Here is a 20,297-nt window from a genome sequence, read left to right as displayed (position 1 = left end):
GAGGCCATCATGGCATTTTACGATACACCAGACTTTATCGAGGCGTTCCGCAACGGCGGATGCTTCATTTTCGAAGGCGAAGACGGATTCGAAGAACCCAAGGACGACTCTGCACCAGAGGAAACCGAGACGCCGAGCGAAGAACCTTCTGAAGAACCCGCCGAGGAACCTCAAGACGGTGAACAGCAGCAAGAACAGCCGACACCAGCGCCGCCGGAAGCCGAACCGCCAGCATCGGACGACGTAAAGGCCGCCGATCCGGAAGCAGTCAACACCGACGACGATAACCAAGGCAAGCAGACGCTCAACGCCGACGAGATTGTCAAGGAATTCAAGGAAAGCGGCGCTCTACAAGCCACGCTGAAGTACGCGATGTCGCACATCAACGGCGGCAAAGTCGCCATGCAAGAAGGCGTAGGCGGAAAGCAGACCATCACTCTCCGTACTTTGCTGCCTTACATCAAGGCTGGCGTCGAAAAGTTCTGCCAGAAGCAGACTTTCTCCACAAGCGTATCCGAAATGGCCAAGGCCGTCATGCAAGTACTGAAGAGCCTCAGCACGAAGGAAGTGCAGAAGGAGAAGATGAAGGCTGCAGAAGCCAAGAAGCAAGAAGAAAAGAAGCAAGCGGAAGAACAGCAGCAAGAGCAGAGCGCTCCGTCACAAGACGCTGGCGGCGAAGCTCCAGCCGAAGCCCCAAGCGGAGGCGGCGAAGAGGCCCCGGCTCCAGACGAGGGCGGTGCCGAAGAAGCAGCTCCTCCAGAAAATTAAAGAAAAGGGTCGCGTAAGCGGCCCTTTCCCTTTTCTCCACACAACAAACTTTACATGTAGAGTTCGGCGTACGTCTCGGAGTCCATTTCGTCCGGAGTAAGCTTCTCCTCCATCTTTAGTAACTTGTTCTCAAGCGTCCAGTATTCGTTGACGTAGCGGTCTTGTCGTAACGAATCCTTCTCGGTGACGCAAGTGAGCCTCGACAAGTCCATATTGTCCTTCAAGTCCATCAGCTTCACCTTGATAGCGAGAAGATTTTCGCTGATGCGACCGATGTAGACATCTCGACCGTCAGACTTTCCGCGAGTTAGTAACTCGACCGTCTTCCATACGGCGACCGGGAAGAACAACGTAAGGTCACTGATCGTGAATCCGCCGTCCTCGACGACGTCGTGCATGTAAGCGGCTGCCGTAAGAATGTCGTCATTGTACTTTTCCGCAGTGTACTGGGCCACCCTAGTCGGATGGTAGATGTATTCCTGGCCGCCCTTGTCGAGCTGGCCTTGGTGAGCGAACTCGGCGAAAGCCTTTGCACGGTCTACCATGCCAAGGTTCTGCTTCTGTACGTCCTTCAAAAACCCTTTAATCTCGTCGCGTGATCTCATTTATCATCCTTTCACACACAAAAGTTATGGCTTCCGGCATGCACTCACAATGCCGTACTATTCAAATTATATCATTTAGGCAAGAATATACTAATTTGTAATTTGTAATTCAAATGAGGCCGATAAATGGTTTTCGACGCCGATTTTAATGAAGAAATAACCCAGCAGCTGATTGCCGCCATTTCTTTCGCGCTTGAATCCGATGCGGAAGTCTTGCTAGACGAAGTCAAGCAGATCCGAAAAGTCATTAACACATACACCTACTCGTTCCACGGCCAGTTCGCCGCCGGGGAAGTGTTCGGCGAGTTCTACGGACAGTTTTCAGTCAAGGACAACTTGAAGACCCTTCAGCAGATGAAGTTCAAGTTCGGCGACTCCGACACCGAATCCATCATCAAGTGCAACAGCGGCCAGACCATGCTCAACGGCATCGCGAACGCATACAACATTTATCGTACAAGGAAGTCGGCGCTTCCCAGAATCTATCCAGAACTAGTCAAGAGACTGGAACTCATTGAAAAGATTGCGGAAGACACGAAGGTTGCCGACAAGATTTTGTACCTCACCGCAGAAATCCGTGAAATGTTCGGTACTGACATCGAAATCGCGGGAACTCTGCCAGCAGAAAAGGAAGGCTAATATGCAGCTCGACAAGTACATCAGCGACATCAAGGCGGGAATCGACAAGAAAGGCAAGTGGCCGTCGAAGATGCTCACCGAACGCTCGATCGAAATCAACTACACGGCGAACAACATCCGTCTCGCCGGACGTGTCATCATCGCTTTCAGCGTACCGAACGGACATGTCAACGTGCGCGTGTCCTTCTACAACTACAACTGCGTACGAAAAGAGTCCATCGTCATGCGGGAGCTTTCCGTGGACGCGGTCGTAAGGCAGATCGAGAGCTTCGTGGACGAGAAGGAATCCAGCCTCAAGGCAGAATGCGTCACAGCCGGAGCTAACCGCAAGACTATCGACGAAATGATGGCCAAGAACGGATACGCAGTCGATTGCGACTCAAAGTACATGGCAGTGTTCAAGGGCAAGGGCGTCAAGATTACCTTCAAGTACACCGACGACGAGAACTTCTCCGTAATCATCACCAAGATCCGCAAGAAGTACAACGAAAAGGACATCATGTTCGAGACGGCCTTCCCGGACGTCGACTACAAGCCGTGGGTCGATAAGATTTCTACTGGCATCGAGAACATCCGTCTGAAACTCATCCCAGAGGACAAGCAATGAACGAAGAACAGTTTCTAGCGCTCAAGCGATTCTTCTACTTTATCTACGAGGCGATAGCTGGCCTCGGCATCATCTTCGTGATGCTCATCGCTTCGCTCGCCGCCGGAACGTGGTTAATATCCATCCTCGGCGACGTTGGCGGTTTCATCTGGCTCGGAATAACCTATCTCGAATTCCTCGCCTTCTATCCAATCTACGACCGCATACTGGAAAGCATGCGCAAATATATGCCGTGAGGTTACTATGACAGCACCAATATGCGAGTACTGCAGACCACAAGCAGATATCAACGAGGAAAACTACATCAGGGAAGGCATCGCCAAGTACGGATACGATGGCTTCTGGAATATGATCGAAGAGCTGAACAAGCAGCCGAAGGTGCCAGTATCTATACCGCTGATACGGCGACAGTTCCCAAAGATACAGTAATCACTCGTCGGCATCGACTACAACGCATTCTTGAAGGAATGCGTTTTTGTTTATGAGATCCATGTCTTGAGGGCACCAACCAGAGAAGAACAGCTTCGCGTTCTCGACCATCTGTTCGGCAAGCTCCTTCAGTTCGAACTTGTCGGCATGTTCCTTGTCCGTGGCAAACAACAGAGGATAGGTCTGCCGCTGCCTCGTGTAATAAAGTCCGTTAGTCTTGTGCAATAGGTAGTACATGCCACAAATATAGCAAAAGGCGGCTAGATGCCGCCTTTCTTATTTCCGCAATTCGGCGATTTCCGCCCTCGACAGAAGCCGCTGGTTGCTACTGCCTCGGAATCGCAAGGAAAGGTCTCTCTGGGCTTGGATAAACGGCCCGTCGACCAAAGTATCCACCAAGTCGAGAATGCGGTCTGTGACCACTTCTACGTGCTTTCTCTGCCCCTTGAGCAAGTCCTTTTCGAGGACGTACCCAGTGAACATCCAAAGCGTCTTGTTCGGACACTCTGTCTTGAACCTAGCGAGGAAACGAAGGAGGCCAGCTTGGTTCTCCTCCTCGAACGGTTCGCCGCCTACGACGGTGAGACCATCAATGTAGGGCTGCTTGCAAGCCTCGATGATTTCGTTCTCCTCGATGGGAGTAAATTCCTTGCCGAAATTGAAGTCCCACGTCTTCGGATTGAAACAACCCGGACAATGGTTGCGGCAACCGCTGACGAAAAGGCTGACTCTGCAGCCTTCGCCGTCAACGATACTCATGAAGTCGATATTACCGTAGTTCATTAGATGTTATGCCTATCGTCGAGTTCTTTGAGCTTGCCGTCATTCCATGACCAGCGGATGGTCTTTCTGGGAGAACCAGTCAGATATCCGGTGATACGACGGACACGCACAAAATATCTTTCATCGCTACAGCCGCACTTCGGACAAACGTTGTCGATGATTCCGTGGAAACCGCACTTCAAGCAGTCGTCACTGTCCATCGTACAAGTGAAATATCCCAAGTCGCCTTCGTACATCGCGTCGATACAAGCCTTCACAGCGGCGGTATTCTTGGTAAGGTCGCCGTTGAGCTTGTAATAGAAGATGTGGCCAGCGTTGGTGAGCGCATGGAACGGAGCTTCGGTCTTGATCTTGTTCTCAAGCGAGGTGTCGAGAGAGAAGTCCATCATGTGAGAGTTCGTGTAGTAGCCCTTGCCGAACAAGCGCTGCAGATTGACGTCGGCGAGCTTCTTGTTCTTGGCGACGAGCATGAGGTTTCCGTTCTCGTCCTTGACTTCCTTGGAGAACTTGTTCTTGTCGATCGTAGCAAAGCGGCCAGCGACAGCTTCTGCCGGAGTAGCGAACGTACTCCAGTTGTAGTGGGTTTCCTTCTGGCAAGCGTCCGTAAAGTCGCGGATGTGCTTGACGATGCTGATAGCGAACTCGTCGACATCGTGGTCGATACCGAAGGTCTTTCCAGTGATGACATTGACGGTTTCGGCGATACCGATGTAACCGATGCTCAATGTAGACTGCTTCAAGACATCGGCAATCTTGTCATGAATGTCGTGTTCCTTGTCGTCAGAAGTGTAGTAGACACCTTGCTGCATCGTGAACGGATAGTTCTCGTACGTCTTGTCGCAGATGAGCTTGAATCGTTCGATGAGGCTTCCCTTTGCATCTTCGAGCATTTCGTCGAGCTTCTTGAAGAAGATTTCCTTGCGATGCTCGACACTCACGGATTCAAGGTGGGCTTCGATTGCGAGACGCGGAAGGTTGATCGTGTGGAATGCGAAGTTTCCACGGCCAGTCGTCTGCTGGGCACCGTTGATGTTGCCGATGACGCGAGTACGGCATCCCATCGTAGAAATGGTCGTATTCGGAATCACGCGGCGGAGAGTTGCGTTGCGGCCCTTGCACTTGACAATGTCCCAGTTCTCGCCGATACCGAGGTTGACGGAGTAGACCGGGAACTCTCCCTTCGGAGTGTCGATGTCGGTGTCGTCGGTGACCATGATGTAATCGTTCTGGCCACGGTGAGAAATCATCCTTCCGCCAGAAAGCACGACTTCCTTCGTCTCGTACTTGATGTACGGCTTGTTGAAGGAGGAGTCAACACGGACAAAGTTCGGATAGAATCTGCGAGCGAGGCAGTCGATGGACTGGAGATACAAGTCAAAGTTCGGATCGCCGACATACTTCGTGTAGCCCTTCATGAGCTTGAAAATCAAGATCGGGAAGATTGCGGTGAGTCCGTCACCCATACCTTCGTACTGGGCCCTAACAAGGTTCTTGCTGACCATTCGTCCGCAGTTGGATGTATCGAGGCCGAAGTTCAACGACGAGAACGGCACTTGGTTTCCAGAGCGAGACTGCAAGGAGTTCAAGTTGTGGACAAGCGCTTCCATGGCTTGATGGGTGTCATTGTCGGTACATTCAATCGCCGTAGCGACGCATTCTGGACGATATACGTTGTACAAATCGGCGAGCGGAGCGTCCATCGTTATGCCGATTTCAGCAAGCTTCTTCGAGACACGCTTAATCATGAACTCTTCCGTCTCGGCTTGTTGCTTGAGGAACATCGCATAATCCGGATCATGAGAATACATCGCATAGCGGTTCAGTTCACGTGCAAGGTTCTTACGGAAAGATTCGTCGACAAACGGTGCGAGATCGAAGTCGATATTGTCTGCAGCGATACCGCCGTACTGCTGGTTCGACTGCAACTGGAGGATAACCGCAGTCAATGCTGCTGCAGACTGGATAGACTTGGCCCTGCGCAAGAAGCCAGTGCCAGAGTCAAAGCCGTTCGTTAGTAACTTGCCTACCGGGGCAAAAAGACAGTTGAATGACAAGTCATAAAAATTGAGGTCATGGATATGCATGGATCCGTCAGCGTGTTCGTCAGCATACTTGCGGCTCATGGAGTTCAAGCAGTTGTACAGCTTGTTAGTTTCGCTGGCAATCTTGCCGAACATGCCAGCCGGAGTAGCACCAGATTCGTTCGCATTGTCTCTCAAGATGTTGGAGCTAGCGAGCTTTGCATGCTTCAACTTACGTATTAACGCATACACGCCGCTTTCATTCTCACGGATACGAGCACGGTCTTGACGGTACTTGATGAACGCCTTGGCCACGCAGTTGAAGCCGTTGTCCATTAGTACGTTCTCGATGGTGTCTTGAATGTCCTCGACCTTTGCGGACTTCTTACCTCCAGCTGACAAGTCGTCTACGACTTCGCCTACAAGTCCGTCAAGAATGTCATTGGTGTACTGGGTTGTGCAATCCTTGAAAGCCGCCTCGATTGCGTCATAAATGTGCTTCGTATCGAACGGTTTCTTACGATGGTCGCGCTTAATTACTTGTGTTAACATAACATCTCTTTTGCCGTTTCGGCAGATTAAATTATCGTTTCGGTAAAGGCAAGTTTAGCAATATTCAAATCCGAAAGCAAACAGAAAATCGCCCTAAAAAATGCCCCGAACCACTATATATTGTTGATATCTTGTTGATATTTATACCATATATAGATGCCGTTCGGGGCGATACCAATAAAAACGTCGAAACCAGCGCAGTTTCGACGTTAATTATTTTTTACTTACTTTTTAGCCTCGACGATGTGGCCGTCGGAGCCAGTCACCATCGCCGCGTTGGCAATGCTCTGGATTCTCTTGTTCACCGACGACGCGAAGTCTTCGATGGTGTATCCGTCTGGATACAAGTCCACGAGGTCGCTGATGATGCCAGCGATGTGCGCGTGGGTGAAGTTCGCTGAGATAATCGTCTGAACCAGTTTCTGGAACTCTTCACTGCGACCATCCATCCAGTTCGGCATGAAAGCGTCAAGGCACTTGTACCTCTGCGTAATCACGTCGAAGACTTGGTCGAAGGTTTCCGGATTCTTGACGTGGATAACTTCGTCGATACGACCGTTACGAGTCTTGATAGTCGAGTTGATTCGCTGCGGGTCGTTGATCGTCATGATGATAACGCCAGAGAACTTGTTGGAGTTCGTCTCGTCGATGCAAGTGATGAACGTCGTAGTGAGGTTGTCCTTCTTGCTGAAGTCGTTGCCGTCGATATCGTCGAATACGAAGATCGAGCCGGGGAACATGTTCAGAATGCGGAATACGCTACGAATCTTGCCAGTGTCGTTCAACGAGTCGGACGAAATCCAGAACACCGGGACATCGGTAAAGTCCATCACGAGCTTGTGGATCGAGACGGTCTTGCCAGTACCAGGGTCGCCTTGGAGAATGTAGCCACGGCGGCGCTTGGACGAAAGCACTGCGCGGCAAGTCTTGGACATGTCGGCAAGGTCGATATTGTGAATGTCGAAGTTGATTTTGCGGCGAGGTTCCGTATGGAAATGGCCGCCATCAATCTTGATCAAGTTCTTCTTGATGTCGATGGAAGAAATGTAGTTCGCATAGATGATGTGTACAACATCGTCAAGGATGTCTACGTTGTCTTCGTCGTCGGAATCGGACAGACCGAACATGTCAGCATTGTAGACGCCAAGGTTGATGTAGCTGTAGCCAGCATCTTGATTGACGTTGCTGTCCTTGTTCTTCTGGTTGTAGTAGTTGACTTCAATGCCGACATTCACCTTCTTGTACTTCGCAAGAAGATAGACCGTCACCATTTCTCCGCCAGTACCAGAACCAGTCGTAGGCGGACGATGCGTCTTCGTAATCTTGATGCCGTACTTCTCTTGAATTTCCGGCTTCATTTCGACAAGCGCACGGCAGATATCGCCAGTCGAGTCCATCTGCGTTGTATGGATAGCTTGTCCGTTCTTGTATCCCATGAACTTCGCGAGTTCGTCGTAGTCGGTATGGACTTCGTACTTCTGGGACACGAACAAGTTGTTGATAATCATGCTGGCCTTGCCGAGGTTCAATGCAGTCTCGGCAACGTCAGCGTAGTCCTTCATAGGGCCGCTTGCGTTGGACTTTACTATGTCAATCACACTCTCTACTAGGTGCGTACCCACGTTGATGAGCTTCTTTCGATTTTCGCCGGACAGCTTGTTCTTCAAATAACGGAGCTTCGCTTTTCTGTCCTTGCCAACCCAGAGGTCGCTGTCGATCTCGATATTCAGAAGCATGCTTCCGAGGTCGTCGAGCAGCCTCGTACCAATATTTTCCTTGTCAGCCATTACATCCCCACTTGCATATCTTCAGGTGGCATTCCATCATCATACTGTACGGTCACTGTAGACTTTGAACCGCCGTACTTCCAAGTGCGTATACACACGCGCAAAATATTCACAGCAAATGCCGAAAACAGCACTATCTTCAACCATTTAATGATTGTTTTGTGTGACATCGTAATACTCCATCAATATACTTTTTAAGAAAAATATAGCAAATCACCTTGTATATGGCAACAACCTAGCGTTCAGCTCGTAGATCATCGACGGACGGTAGTGGTCATCCCCAGTATACGAAATACATTTCTTCGTGTCAACCGCCATCGAGTGTACCATACCGCGATGTCCGCCGCAATGCAGAATGTACTTGGCCGAAGCCATGTAATCGCCGAGCAGACCGATCGAAGTGAACGGACAGTCGAGAACGTCGCGTTCGGTTATCATCATGTGCTTCAGAGCGCCCAGCATCTTGAAATACCCATCGTTGTCGGCAGCGATGCCGCCGTACGGACAAGTGATTCGGATGCACATGTACTTCGTTTCAAGCAGTTCCTTGACCTTCGACAGAAGCCAGTCATGACAGTATCCTTCATATTCGCCAGTGATCAATATAGGAAATTTCGGATCTTCTGGGCGAGGCATCCCATGGGCGACTGGATACGATTCCAGCGTGACCGCACGATCCATCGCCGGATGGTCGAACTTACCCAAGAAAATCGCCTTGTCATACTTTCCGAGCTTCGTGGTATAATGGTCATACCAATCGTGGAAAATGTAGACATTGTTCCTACCTTCGGCACGGCGCACAAGGCCGCCACCGAACTGCGTGACTCCCAGCTTCGCATTGTCATTGGGTGACGAGAACTTCGTCTCGACACCGATGGAACGAGCCACGGCTACGGCAAGCATGTCGTACTTCGATTCGCCCTCGAAGGCACCAAGGTCTTTACCGAAACTGATCATTCGTCACCGTTCTCCACGATTTGCTTCGACTTCTCCACGAAGTCGGCAATCTCCTTCCGCTGTTCGTCCGACAAGTCTGGAATAGGATCGAAGATTTCTTGGACGAAGGTCGGAATGTAGCCGGGGCCATCTTCAGCCATGACCGCTTGCAGAATCTTCGTGAAGCTGATTTCTTCCTCGTAGTCGATGTCGTAAATCGTGGTATCGATCGTGAGGAGAGTCTTCGGCGTACAAGCCCACCTCAAGCGCACATTCAAGCGTTTCTTCTTGTCGTACTTTTCGACAAGTTCGTTGAGCGTCACCTTCTTGGCTACATAGTCGTCCAAGTCTTCCTTGGTCATACGGCGGATGCAAGCGCACAGCTTGCGGTTGTACGTGTAGACGGACGACGCTTGGTACGTTTGCGTGTTGACTTGCGGATGGAACAGATGATAGATGTAGCCAGTCGTACGGCAGACCGGGCCTACAAGGCGCTTAATCTTGTACGTAAACGCATCATCTTCAGCGCCCCATTCATAGAAGTCCTCGTCGAATCCGCCGACAGCTTCCCAAGTGGATTTCAAGTACATGTTGCAAAGGCCAGTCTGCCGCTGGATATGCACACCATGGAAACAGAACTTCGAGTTGATTGTTCCGCCGCCGAGCAGCGTCCTCGTATGGGCCTCGGTCAAGTAATCGACGCCGTCGTACGGATAAAGGATTCCGCAACAGTTCCTACGAAGAAGTTCGGTGCCGTTCTCTATCGACTTCGCGGCTTCGTCGTTCAAATAGCTGTCCGCGTCGACCATGACGATGACATCCGATTCGGCTGCCTTGATAGCCTCGTTAAGCAATTTCGTCTTGTGGAAGCGAGTTCCGTCGTCGACTTGGATGCGCTTGACGTGCGGATTGTAGGTTGAAAGTTTTTCCGATTGGCTCGACTCGCCTTGTTCAGCAATGACGATTTCGGCGTCCGGCATTAGTTCTATACACCGATCGATTACAGCGAATAGATTGCGCCGTCTGAACGAGTTCTTACCGTCCATGAAAGCCATTACTATCGAAAAATTGGGCATATACAGCTCGTTTGATAAACTCTATATGGAAATATAGCAAAAATAATTTCAAAAAGGACTTAAATGCCATTCAACGGAATTACAAACCTTCGTGACGCGAAGGAGACAGTAAAGCTCAGCCCTAAGCAGCTGAACGAGATAAAGAAGTGCGCATTGGATCCTCTCTACTTCATGAATAACTATATGTACATTAACACGAAAGATAATGGCATGCAGTTATTCAAGACGTGGCCCTTCCAAGACGAAGCAGTCAAGAGATTCTTAAAATACCGCTTCAACATCAACAAATGGAGCCGTCAGGTCGGTAAATCTACGATCGTGCGTGGCTTCATCCTATGGTACGCAATGTTCCACAGCGACCAGCTCGTGGCCATGCTCGCAAACAAGTTGGCTTTGGCCAAGGAACAGCTGCAGTTGCTCCGTGACTCATACGTGGCTCTGCCATTCTGGCTTCAGCCCGGCGTGAAGCTATGGAACAAGATGAGTATTCAGTTCTCGAACAATACTCGTATCCTAGTGGCCGCAACGACTCCGGACGGCGTCCGTGGTTTCTCTCCCAACCTACTTTACTTGGACGAATTTGCGTTCTTGAGAAACGGATTGGCAGACGACTTCATGGCTTCCGTGTTCCCGTCAATTTCTTCCGGTAAGAAGACCCGCGTTATCATCACCAGCTGTGTCACCAAGGATACCATGGTATTCACCCCAGATGGCATTAAAACGGTCGAAGACTTCATCATCGATGACGGACGTGTTCTAGGATACGAAGTCCCAGAATACCAAGTATTAGGCCGATATGGCATGAACCGAGGGCATATAATGCACAACGACGGTGCGGCCAAGGAAACCAGAGTCATTTCAACTCGGTATTCCGAAGTCGAAACCTCATTGATGCACAAGTTCTGGACTTGCCGCGACGGCGTCTATCAGATCCGTCGCGCACAAGAGCTGAAGGTCGGCGACTACGTAATGATCAAGTACGGCATGAACTGCTGGGGAGACGACAAGATTGACTTCGACGACAGTAATACGAAGCACCACCGTAGCTTCAAGTTTGGCCACTTGACCGAAATCACCGAGGCAATCGCATATCTATTCGGCCTATATATCGCCGAAGGCAATATCAATACTCATGCTGGCAACCAAAATTTGATGATTACATGTGGTGATAACATAGATTCTGTGTTTACCAACCTGGGCTTAACATTTTATAAGCGAGATGATTTTCATTATCAGATATCATCTGCAAGCCTTGTGGAGCTGTTTCAATATGTAGGATTTGACCCACATAGACACGCCAACAGTAAAATTATTCCGACTCGCCTCATGCGGATGTCTAAACGAAATGTCGCCGCCATGATTAGAGGCATGTTTGATGGAGATGGATGTTCCAACAAGAACCGGAAAAGACTATCATACACGTCGGCATCTAAACGCCTTATCGACCAATTACGAGTATTACTGGCAAACTTCGGCATTTTATCAACAATGACGCATGCATATATCAAGCCGACCGCTCGTGTAAAGGTATCTAGCGAGACTTGGTCTATCGAAATCAACCAGCAGAGTATGGTCGACTTGTATTTTGACGAAATCGGATTCGGCTTAACACGTAAGTCCGATACGCGGTTCGTCCAACCCGGCAAAAAACAGCGTCCTAGTCGCTACGATTACATACCGTTCGCTGCGCAAGAAATCCGCCGATTGAAGAAAGAACGTGTGCTGACAAACAAGGAATTCAAGCTCACTGGCGGTATCTGCGACAAGCACGACATACATTTGAACCGCAAGCTGGTGCTTGAAATCAAGTCAAAGCTACCAGAATCCGTTTGGTCAAAATACGACGTGTTTAAAAACGCCGAGCCAGATTGTGTATGGACACCAATTACTGAAATCACGAAATCATTTAACAAAGTTTACGATTTTTCGCTTGATGACGATAATTATGATGGTAGCGAATGGGCGCATTCCGTCATATATAATGGAATGTCTGGCTTTCAGACGCCGCAAGGTCTTAACCATTTCTACAGAATGTGGGAAGACGCCGTCGACGAGAACACGGCTTCCTACCACGACTTGACCTCTCGCTACGTCCGTTCAGTCGTGAAGTGGAACGAAGTGCCCGGTCGTGATGCCCAGTGGGGTATCGACGAAATGGCGCGTATCGGCGAACAGAAGTTCAGACAAGAATACGAGTGCGAGTTCATCGGTTCTGCAGTGACACTTATTGACTATAAAATCTTGCAGAAACTGAAACCGGACGACCCGCTCAAGATGGCCAACACGCCGCCGGACTTCCAGATGCGAATGTTCCAGAAGCCGATTATCCGTCAGAAGATGGAATTGAACGGCTGGACTTATATCGCGTCAATCGATACTGGCTACGGTATCCGTAAGGACTATCACGTTCTGCAGATTCTTCTGGCAAAGAGCAACATCGACCTCGAACAAGTTTTCGTCATGTCGTCCAATACGGTGACTATCGAAGACTTCTGCGCATATTCCTACCTCGTACTCAAGGGATATGGATTCCCGCCGCTTACTATCGAATACAACGGCCCAGGCGCTCGTACGCTCGGTATCATGTTCAACAACTTGCAGTACGAGAACCTTGTCCACTACGACAACAAGCTTCGCGGAATGTGGGCTACCGACACCATCAAGCAAGCCGCCGTCATGCTTCTGAAGCTGTACGTCCAGCGTTTCTACTGCAAGCTGCACGACGAGGCGACAATCAACGAACTCATGTCCTTCACGACGACGACAGAATCCGGACGTAAGTGGGGCGCTACTGGCGGAAACCACGACGACCACGTGACTTCGCTATACTGGTGCATCTACTACGCCGCATCGCCGATGTTCGAAGGCGGAAACGTCGAGGAAGTCGACTTCCTCAAGGGTCTCGAACTCGCCTTCACTGCAATCGGAAATACTGGCGAGGAGACCAACCGTGCCCTAGAGTTCGTACAAGACCAGATTGCCCAGCGAGAACAGCTTGCAATAGGCCGTCTTCAGCAACAGCAGCAAGACCTAGAAACAACTAATGGCATAAACTGATGGAAAAGCGGTAACCTATGTCCAGCCTAGTCAATACTATCAAAACATTGTATGAAATGACCCATTCAGACAAATGCCCAGACAGCTTGTTCGAAGGTGTTACACTCGATGATTTGAACTTTGACGATAACCTTGCCGAGAAATTCGTTGCTACATCAAGGAACATCTTGACAGTAACCGAATGGGTAATTGAACACATGCCGGAGAACTCATACGATTGGTTACTCGAACAAGCTAAGGCTAATTTCAATTTTGATAAGCGAGCTATGCTCATTGATATGCATAAAATTCCTGGCCTAGACGATGCGTTCGTGAATGCGTTTAATCTTCCAGTCATTCTTAGGTTTTCTGTATGTAAGGGAAACACGAACTCAGGTTATGCCAAAGCTGGCATTTACGACGAAATAACCATATACATCCACACCGACCAGCCAGCAGAAAATATAAAGCGTGACTTACAGAGACGTCTACCTCACGAATTACGCCATGTAGCAGACGCCCATGATGCCGAAATGATTACTGTATATCAGCAAACACTACAAAATAACAAATCGTCCGACAAGTCTAAATACTGGACAGATCTTGGCGAATTTTATGCAAGAATGACGGAAATCATTACGCTAGTGTTGAAACGGTTAAAGGATCCAGAAGAACGGAAACACATAACATCAGTCGGCGACATGCTACGTAAGCTACAAAACAATCCAACGCTTATAAAACTGTTTCAGACCTTGCCGTCACAGTATCATGCACAGACAATCAATGCATTGAAGTCCATCATGACTAAGGTGTTCGCATCACTTATTTAACGAACTGATAAACTAGGCATAAACGACTTGGAATAAAATTATGCCGTATGACGAACTTGAACAACTGAGGAAACTCACTCGATCCATTGAACTTGAAGCAATGGCTCAGCCAGACGTCGAACCAGAGGACGACGACTTCGGAGCGACGGTACTTGATGCCGAAATGGGCAACCAGCCATACGACCCGGATCCGGAGGTCAAAGCCTACGAAGTCAAGGGAACCGCTGGACTTGGAAGCTGCGCAACGCCGACCAAGGGTGCAAAGCCCAAGGAAGCAATCTTCGGTTCTCAGGACGAAGAAGCCGAACGCGCCATGGAAGAAGGTCTCGGCCTTCATGCGGGTGGTTTGAGCCTCAAGAAATCACTTGCAAACGGTCTCTCCGAATGCATGGACTTGTGCGACCCCAACTGCGCGGTAAAGTACAATGTCGGTGACTTCGTGAAGCCTACTTGCAGCGAAATCCCGGTCATTCTCGTCGTGAAGTGTACCGACGGTTCCAACATCATGACGGCCAAGCCGACGGAATGCGCTGACGAATGCAGCGACACTGGATGCTGGCCGGAATTCTCCTTCGAGCAAGACGAGATCGAGCCGATGGGAGAAATCAAGCTTTCCGACATCTTCAATGTCATGAAGTTCAACGATACCGCAAAGACCGAAAGCTTCAATGGCGGCAACTACGATGAAAGTCCTATGAAGGCGGCTCAGAAGTGCGCTAGCGAAAACATGCGCGACAAGAAGGCAGCCTCGTTCGACGACATCAACGAGTTCATGGAAGACGTGTTCGGCCCAGTGCCTGACTATACGGTCAAGCAGAAGATCACGCCAGACCAGCCGGAAGAACAGCGCGTCAAGTTCGGATTTATGGGAGCCCTATAATGCAGAAGCCGCAGCTTTTCTTTGATAGCGACTGTCCGGTATGCTCCGAGTTCAAGAGACTCGTCAGCCGCAAGCTCGGTGATTCAGTCGAGTACGTCCCCATCGGTGCGTACAAGTCGGACTTCGAGTACGTCGACGCGACCGGGAAGAAATTCGTCGGTTCAAAGGCGATCGAGAAGCTGTCCACGGACTTTCCGCAAATCAAGGACTATGTCTGGATACTTCCGGAGAAGCTGAAGGTCACTGGACTCAAGATGGCCTACAAGGTCGGAAGCGTAGTCCGAAAGGCGATAGCCACAGTCCATCACGGATGCAACTGCGGTAAGCACTAAATTTAAAAGCCAGTCGATCGACTGGCTTTCTTCTTATATGTCCGCTTGTGTCGTATTCATTTCTCGCAGCTTGTCTATGGAAGTATCGACAAAGTCTTGATGCTCGGCCTTTGATGTCAATGTCTCGTCAATGAGTGAAATGAGTTCATCCTTGTGTTCAGCTAGGATGTTGTACGCGATGTCGTTATAATCGTCCTTGTAGGAGACTTCGTGAGTCTGGTAATACCTACTGACCCACGGCGCGATGTTGATTAGGATTCTGTCCGGAAGCGATTCGCCGACCGACGGATTGAACGATACGATTCGATTAGTGCTGGCGTTACCAGCATAGATACGGAAGATAGCGCCAGCGACACGCATCATGACACCCTTCGGAACCATCATGCCCTTCTGCGCAAGGATAGCGCCAAGCTGTTTTCCTTCATGGCACGACTGGACGCATCGCCATAGACGCGCTCCGACGCTCGCGTAGGTGGTGCGGTCTGGGACTTGCTTGTACAAGTCGAGGATCGCTTCGCACAGCGGCTGGTCGTCACCGCATATCTCTTTTATCGCTTCAACCATCGTCATAGACATTTCTCATAATCAACATATACAGTTTATCACAAAAGGCCGCCTTGCGGCGACCTCTTTGCTAAAGGATTTCGATTATCATCGGCGCTTTCTCGTGCAAGCCCGGTAGCGAACCAAGCGTATTGTATTCGAACCAATCGATAGCTTGTTCATACGGATCCTCGTCATGAGAGCAATCCGCAGAGAACTGCTACGCAAGACATTCGAGGCACAAGCCGCGTTCATAGACCGCGACGACGTTCCCTTCGTTCGTGTAGTGACTTCCGACGATAGCCTTGTCCATACCGTCAATGAAGTACACCTCACAGTCGAGCTCGTTTGCCCTCTCGACGATAGCCGCCTTCTTTTCAGCAGCCATTTCATCTGTAATATCGCACAGTCTCATCATAGCGCTACCCAATCGCAATCGACTTGCCTTCGAGCGGAGTCCTGAAGCCGAGAACCACATGCAACTGCCCAAGGTCGAACGAACAGCTGATGCGGTTCTCGTCAACAGGCTTCATGATACTGTATACAACGGTGTGCTCGCCGAGAAGATATTCTGGAATGTTGACTTGTGCAGCCCACTTCGTAGCGTCCTTTTTCTTCTTGGTGCCCTTCTTCTGGGTCGTCCTCGCTTCGGCGGACATGATGGATACATGCGTCTCGCGCTTGAACGTGACAGCGACTTCGTTGTTCTGCGTAAGCTTGATACCGATGTTCTCCTTCGGAATGCCAGGAAGGTCTACGAACAAATGACATTCTGTATCGGTGATGACAAGTTCGGAGAACGGTTCGGCCAAGAGACCGACCGGAGCTTGTGCGGCCATATTCTGCTGTTGAGGTGCGCCGTTAATCGGAATGTTGATTCCGCCTTGAGGCTGACCTTGAACATTTGTCTGCATGTAATTGCCTTGCGGTACGCCGTTCGGTACGTTAGGCTGCACGTTATAACCGCCAGCGAACTGTCCAAAGTTGGCTGGCTGCACGTAGTTACCGTTCGGGTTCGGCGGATTGATCGGCGCACCCGGCGGCGGCTGATGCGTAGCCACGCCGACACCGCGACCACGGTTGGGACGCTGGCCAGCAATCGGATGCGAAGCGTTAAGACGCGCATCTTCTTGAGCCATCTGCTGGATAATCCTTGGGCTGATCGGAGTTCCGCTACCGTCAGCGGAACCATTGCTTATCACTGACGTATAGTCCGGTTCACCAGTAAAAATTAGAGTATCGTTCATATTCGACCTTTGAGTTATATATTCAACTTCCACCTTGTCGCCATGGAACAGTCCAGTTATAAAATTTAGAAGACCCATCACGTACCACAGGAAGCTCGCAACTCGGCGACTTCGTGGAGCCCTCGCAGTTTAGCAAGTGCCTTGGTACGCATGCGGCGTATAAGCTCCTTGCTGACCCTTCGTTCGGAGGATATTTCGCTGACGGTGTCCTCGTAGCCATCCAAGCCATACAATCTTCGTAATAAATTATTCTCTTCTGCGCTCAAGTTGTCTTCCATGACATTTCGAAGGGAATCGCGCAGCAAATCGTCGCCGTGCTGGCTGTCCGTCTGGTCGGACGCGGCTATCGTATCGCCAACAGTCATGTGGCAGTCGCCGTGATCGGAATCGTTCCCAACATACGCCGAGAAAGAGGTTGTCTCCCTTATGGCATTGTCGGCCAGAACGCCGTACTTGAACTTGTCCACGGCCTCGCCGTTCTTCTTCGCGTCAAGGACATCGTGCCTCGTCTTGACGGGGACACGCACCATGTCGCAATTATTGACGATCATGTTCATGTGGCGCTTGACTTCGTAGGCGGCGAACGAACCGAACTTCGTTCCGGTCTTGTAGTCGAATTTCTCGAAAGCCTCCAGAAGGGCGAGCTTGCCTTCTGCGTAGAAGTCGTTGATTGGGAGTCCGTTCTGCTTCTTGTATGACTTGGCGACGGCGAGAACGAATCTGAGGTATGACTGGACTATAGCCGCTTTTATCTCTTGTTTTCGGCGAAAATCCTTGATTCTGTTGTATTCCTCGAACAGTTTGCGTTCTGCATCCCGTCCAAGAATTTTAAACTTCTTAGTCTCCTCTATGAGCAGACGTGTACTGCGATCTTCTTCATGTGTTTTCATCCACAACTCGATGAAAAGCTGATTATAAATATAATACTTTTAAATTTGAATTCCAAATTTTTACGCCATCTTGATAAACTGAACTCCGATGGCATCAATGACAGATATACACGATAGACTTGTCCTGAACCTGGGCCAAGAGGCGTTCCGAAAGCTCGCCGTCGAAGCCGTGGGCAAGCTGACGAAGGTTCGAAAGATCGACGGAAGGAACCGCCGCGTATACGGAGATTTCGCAATTTCCATAGATGCTAGCATCGATCGGCGTAATTTCAACATTTACCGCAACCGATCGAGCATGCTGGTACTTTCCGTCAAGAACGATAACGTGGTGAGCATTAGTTATGAATATGTATATATCGAAGACCACATCAAATCATTATTGAAGGAAATGAATGGCAAAGGAACAATGCATTAGTGTCGAAGGCACAGTCACCGAGGAACGTGGTAACGGATTCTTTACGGTAGTGCTCGACAACGGGCACTCAGTCGTTGCGCGGCTGTGTGGAAAGATGGAAAAGCGCAACTTCATACGAGTTCTGACCGACGACAGAGTTATCGTCGAGATCTCTCCATACGACCTAGATAGGGGTCGTATCATCTACAGATACAAATAAATTTGTTTACGCTGAACGGAAAGCCCACGGCTTCAGCCGTGGGATGATGAAACAGGTTGCCAAATAGGAAAAGTTTTTGTAGATTGTTATAAACTTATTTATGATAAGAGTTCTTGCCCGTCCTCCTATCAAGGTTAGATTTTAGAATGTCCATAGAATGCTGACGGGCAAATTAAGCGTTCTATGGGCATTTTGCTTATCTATGGTTGAATTGAAGACATACAAGTATAAGTTGTATAATCGGGATGCGTTGAAGTATCTCGACGGCATACTTGTTATTGCTGGTCGGATATACAACCACTGTATAGCTTTGCATCGTAGGTACTACGGCATCTACCATAAGATGTTGAACAAGTATCAGTTGCAGAAGCACTTAACCAAATTGAAACGACAGTATCCAGAATGGAACGAAGTTCCTTCGCAAGCCATACAAGATATAACGGATAGAATAGACCGAGCATATAGGTTGTTCTTCTCCAATCTAAAGACTGGGAAGAAGACTAATCCTCCTCACTTCCAGAAGACGGCTAAATATCATTCGTTCACGACGAAGCAAGCTGGATATAAGTTCCACGACTTCAACAAGGTTAAGATAGGCAAGAAAGACTTCCCCTACTGGAACAGCAGGGATTTCGATGGCAATGTCAAAACATTGACCGTCAAACGCAAGAGTAATGGCTTCTACATATACGTCGTCGTTGAGCAAGAATGTGAACAGACCGAATGGGCAAAATCGGGTGAAATCGTTGGCTTTGATTTCAGTCTGCACAACTTCTTGGTTTCCTCTAACGGTGATGATTGCAGTATGCCTAAAATTTTGCGGAAGAATCTCAATTCTTTAAGGAACTTATCGGAGAAATACCGTAGGTCTAAAGGTAAACGAGGTTCGCTGCGTACATTGCAGAAGCTACATGAGAAGGTGGCTAATCAGCGTTCGGATATGCACTGGAAGTTGGCACGGCAGATGTGCCGTGACTACGACGTGATGGTGTTTGAGACGCTAGACCTGGCTAACCTATCCAAGAAGTACAAGAAGTCCATGTACGACTTCGGGGTCAACACATTCTTGAATATCCTTGAATATGTAGCACATAAGACTGGTAAGACGGTTATGTACGCAGATAAGTGGTATCCATCTAGTCAGTTATGTTCCGAATGTGGTTATCGGAACCACGAATTGAAGGATGTATCTATCCGTCATTGGATATGTCCTAGCTGTGGTGCAGAACATGATAGGGATAGGAACGCTGCAATAAATTTATGTAAGGTAGGGGCATCTACCTTTGAGACATGTTGCCCATCCGTGGCAACTCCCAGAATCCCACGACTTTAGTCGTGGGAGTATGTCAAATACGAAAAAAGCCGCACCAGACTCTGGTACGGCGTAATTTCGTTTTATACCAAGCGTTACTTAGTCTTGGACTTCTTGGCAGCCTTCACAAGATCCTTGTAGGCAGCCTTGAGTTCCTTGAGCGAAGCCTTCCACTTGACGAGGCGTTCGTCCTTGGTAACTGGCTTCTTGAGCTGCTTGAGCAACACAGTGCGGCGACCGATCTGGCCTTCGAGCTTGGCGATTGTGGTTTCTGCACGTTCAAGCGGCGTCTTGCGCGGCTTGCGTTCCTTCTTGGCCTTCGGGGCTGCCTCGGCTTCGAGTTCGGCAATCGGCTTCGGTTCGCATTCAACGGTCTTGCAGTTTGCCCACGGGTCTGCGATGGGTTCGAC

General features: G+C 49.5%; 24 protein-coding genes. 12 read left to right on the top strand and 12 right to left on the bottom strand.

What is annotated here, in order from left to right; genetic code table 11:
* Positions 1–9 precede the first annotated feature (9 nt).
* On the top strand, positions 10–768 hold the full coding sequence (locus ACJMM9_RS01805; RefSeq protein ID WP_405323271.1) for a hypothetical protein: 759 nt from the start codon (positions 10–12) through the stop codon (positions 766–768).
* 50 nt (positions 769–818) lie between these two features.
* On the opposite strand, the gene ACJMM9_RS01800 is transcribed toward ACJMM9_RS01805, so the two are convergent.
* A complete protein-coding gene (locus ACJMM9_RS01800; RefSeq protein WP_405323269.1) occupies positions 819–1,373 on the bottom strand; it encodes a hypothetical protein in 555 nt (184 codons plus the stop codon).
* Between the two features lie 126 nt (positions 1,374–1,499).
* On the opposite strand from ACJMM9_RS01800, the gene ACJMM9_RS01795 reads away from it, so the two are divergent.
* Genes ACJMM9_RS01795 through ACJMM9_RS01780 form a run of 4 tightly spaced genes read left to right on the top strand, consistent with a single transcriptional unit; the run spans position 1,500 to position 3,048 of the window.
* Complete coding sequence (locus ACJMM9_RS01795) at positions 1,500–2,012, top strand: hypothetical protein (RefSeq protein ID WP_405323266.1); 513 nt, start codon at positions 1,500–1,502, stop codon at positions 2,010–2,012.
* Between the two features lies 1 nt (position 2,013).
* Positions 2,014–2,619 (top strand): hypothetical protein, encoded by a 606-nt coding sequence (locus tag ACJMM9_RS01790; protein ID WP_405323264.1) that lies wholly within the window; start codon positions 2,014–2,016, stop codon positions 2,617–2,619.
* Positions 2,616–2,855 carry a hypothetical protein gene (locus tag ACJMM9_RS01785; RefSeq protein ID WP_405323262.1) on the top strand — a complete coding sequence of 80 codons (240 nt, stop codon included), beginning with the start codon at positions 2,616–2,618 and terminating at the stop codon, positions 2,853–2,855. Before ACJMM9_RS01790 ends, ACJMM9_RS01785 begins: the two co-directional genes overlap by 4 nt.
* Positions 2,856–2,862: 7 nt before the next feature.
* Positions 2,863–3,048, top strand: coding sequence for a hypothetical protein (locus tag ACJMM9_RS01780; RefSeq protein ID WP_405323260.1), 186 nt, complete (start codon positions 2,863–2,865; stop codon positions 3,046–3,048).
* Here ACJMM9_RS01780 and ACJMM9_RS01775 read toward each other — a convergent pair whose 3' ends face one another.
* From ACJMM9_RS01775 to ACJMM9_RS01750, 6 genes are all read right to left on the bottom strand, one after another.
* Complete coding sequence (locus ACJMM9_RS01775) at positions 3,049–3,285, bottom strand: hypothetical protein (protein ID WP_405323258.1); 237 nt, start codon at positions 3,283–3,285, stop codon at positions 3,049–3,051.
* 39 nt (positions 3,286–3,324) lie between these two features.
* Positions 3,325–3,831, bottom strand: coding sequence for an anaerobic ribonucleoside-triphosphate reductase activating protein (nrdG, locus tag ACJMM9_RS01770; RefSeq protein WP_405323255.1), 507 nt, complete (start codon positions 3,829–3,831; stop codon positions 3,325–3,327).
* A complete protein-coding gene (gene nrdD, locus ACJMM9_RS01765) occupies positions 3,831–6,404 on the bottom strand; it encodes an anaerobic ribonucleoside-triphosphate reductase (RefSeq protein ID WP_405323253.1) in 2,574 nt (857 codons plus the stop codon). Before nrdD ends, nrdG begins: the two co-directional genes overlap by 1 nt.
* 224 nt (positions 6,405–6,628) lie before the next feature.
* The gene (locus ACJMM9_RS01760) at positions 6,629–8,191 is read right to left on the bottom strand and encodes an AAA family ATPase (protein WP_405323251.1); all 1,563 of its coding nucleotides are present in this window, start codon (positions 8,189–8,191) and stop codon (positions 6,629–6,631) included.
* Positions 8,192–8,404: 213 nt separating this feature from the next.
* A complete protein-coding gene (locus tag ACJMM9_RS01755; protein WP_405323249.1) occupies positions 8,405–9,148 on the bottom strand; it encodes a hypothetical protein in 744 nt (247 codons plus the stop codon).
* Complete coding sequence (locus tag ACJMM9_RS01750; RefSeq protein WP_405323247.1) at positions 9,145–10,107, bottom strand: galactosyltransferase-related protein; 963 nt, start codon at positions 10,105–10,107, stop codon at positions 9,145–9,147. Before ACJMM9_RS01750 ends, ACJMM9_RS01755 begins: the two co-directional genes overlap by 4 nt.
* A gap of 159 nt (positions 10,108–10,266) precedes the next feature.
* Between ACJMM9_RS01750 and ACJMM9_RS01745 the strand changes: the two genes are divergently transcribed.
* The 4 genes from ACJMM9_RS01745 to ACJMM9_RS01730 are packed head-to-tail and all read left to right on the top strand — an operon-like array spanning position 10,267 to position 15,281.
* Positions 10,267–13,260: an LAGLIDADG family homing endonuclease gene (locus tag ACJMM9_RS01745; RefSeq protein WP_405323244.1), complete on the top strand. Its 2,994-nt coding sequence runs from the start codon at positions 10,267–10,269 to the stop codon at positions 13,258–13,260.
* 17 nt (positions 13,261–13,277) lie between these two features.
* Entirely contained in the window at positions 13,278–14,069 is a 792-nt protein-coding gene (locus tag ACJMM9_RS01740; RefSeq protein WP_405323243.1) for a hypothetical protein, read from the top strand.
* A 40-nt stretch (positions 14,070–14,109) separates the two neighbouring features.
* Complete coding sequence (locus tag ACJMM9_RS01735) at positions 14,110–14,949, top strand: hypothetical protein (RefSeq protein WP_405323241.1); 840 nt, start codon at positions 14,110–14,112, stop codon at positions 14,947–14,949.
* Positions 14,949–15,281, top strand: coding sequence for a hypothetical protein (locus ACJMM9_RS01730; protein WP_405323239.1), 333 nt, complete (start codon positions 14,949–14,951; stop codon positions 15,279–15,281). The genes ACJMM9_RS01735 and ACJMM9_RS01730 overlap by 1 nt, the downstream gene beginning before the upstream one ends.
* Positions 15,282–15,314: 33 nt before the next feature.
* On the opposite strand, the gene ACJMM9_RS01725 is transcribed toward ACJMM9_RS01730, so the two are convergent.
* From ACJMM9_RS01725 to ACJMM9_RS01710, 4 genes are all read right to left on the bottom strand, one after another.
* On the bottom strand, positions 15,315–15,851 hold the full coding sequence (locus ACJMM9_RS01725) for a hypothetical protein (RefSeq protein WP_405323238.1): 537 nt from the start codon (positions 15,849–15,851) through the stop codon (positions 15,315–15,317).
* Between the two features lie 193 nt (positions 15,852–16,044).
* Complete coding sequence (locus ACJMM9_RS01720) at positions 16,045–16,242, bottom strand: hypothetical protein (protein ID WP_405323236.1); 198 nt, start codon at positions 16,240–16,242, stop codon at positions 16,045–16,047.
* A 4-nt stretch (positions 16,243–16,246) separates the two neighbouring features.
* Positions 16,247–17,071 carry a hypothetical protein gene (locus ACJMM9_RS01715; protein WP_405323234.1) on the bottom strand — a complete coding sequence of 275 codons (825 nt, stop codon included), beginning with the start codon at positions 17,069–17,071 and terminating at the stop codon, positions 16,247–16,249.
* A 77-nt stretch (positions 17,072–17,148) separates the two neighbouring features.
* Positions 17,149–17,961, bottom strand: a complete 813-nt coding sequence (locus ACJMM9_RS01710) for a sigma-70 family RNA polymerase sigma factor (RefSeq protein WP_405323232.1) — start codon at positions 17,959–17,961, stop codon at positions 17,149–17,151.
* 97 nt (positions 17,962–18,058) lie between these two features.
* Here ACJMM9_RS01710 and ACJMM9_RS01705 point away from each other — a divergent pair, with 97 nt between their 5' ends.
* The 3 genes from ACJMM9_RS01705 to ACJMM9_RS01695 all read left to right on the top strand — a co-directional run bounded on the left by ACJMM9_RS01705 (position 18,059) and on the right by ACJMM9_RS01695 (position 19,908).
* The gene (locus ACJMM9_RS01705) at positions 18,059–18,376 is read left to right on the top strand and encodes a hypothetical protein (RefSeq protein WP_405323230.1); all 318 of its coding nucleotides are present in this window, start codon (positions 18,059–18,061) and stop codon (positions 18,374–18,376) included.
* Positions 18,354–18,575 (top strand): translation initiation factor IF-1, encoded by a 222-nt coding sequence (gene infA, locus ACJMM9_RS01700; RefSeq protein WP_405323228.1) that lies wholly within the window; start codon positions 18,354–18,356, stop codon positions 18,573–18,575. Before ACJMM9_RS01705 ends, infA begins: the two co-directional genes overlap by 23 nt.
* A gap of 157 nt (positions 18,576–18,732) precedes the next feature.
* Complete coding sequence (locus ACJMM9_RS01695; protein ID WP_405323226.1) at positions 18,733–19,908, top strand: RNA-guided endonuclease InsQ/TnpB family protein; 1,176 nt, start codon at positions 18,733–18,735, stop codon at positions 19,906–19,908.
* A gap of 74 nt (positions 19,909–19,982) precedes the next feature.
* Here ACJMM9_RS01695 and ACJMM9_RS01690 read toward each other — a convergent pair.
* Positions 19,983–20,297, bottom strand: a 315-nt coding sequence (locus ACJMM9_RS01690) for a hypothetical protein (protein ID WP_405323224.1), incomplete at its 5' end; no start/stop codon positions are given.

Source organism: Fibrobacter sp. (assembly GCF_045112255.1).
Lineage (GTDB): Bacteria > Fibrobacterota > Fibrobacteria > Fibrobacterales > Fibrobacteraceae > Fibrobacter.
Note: the sequence above shows the minus strand (reverse complement) of the source record. Positions and strands in the feature narration are given on the sequence as shown.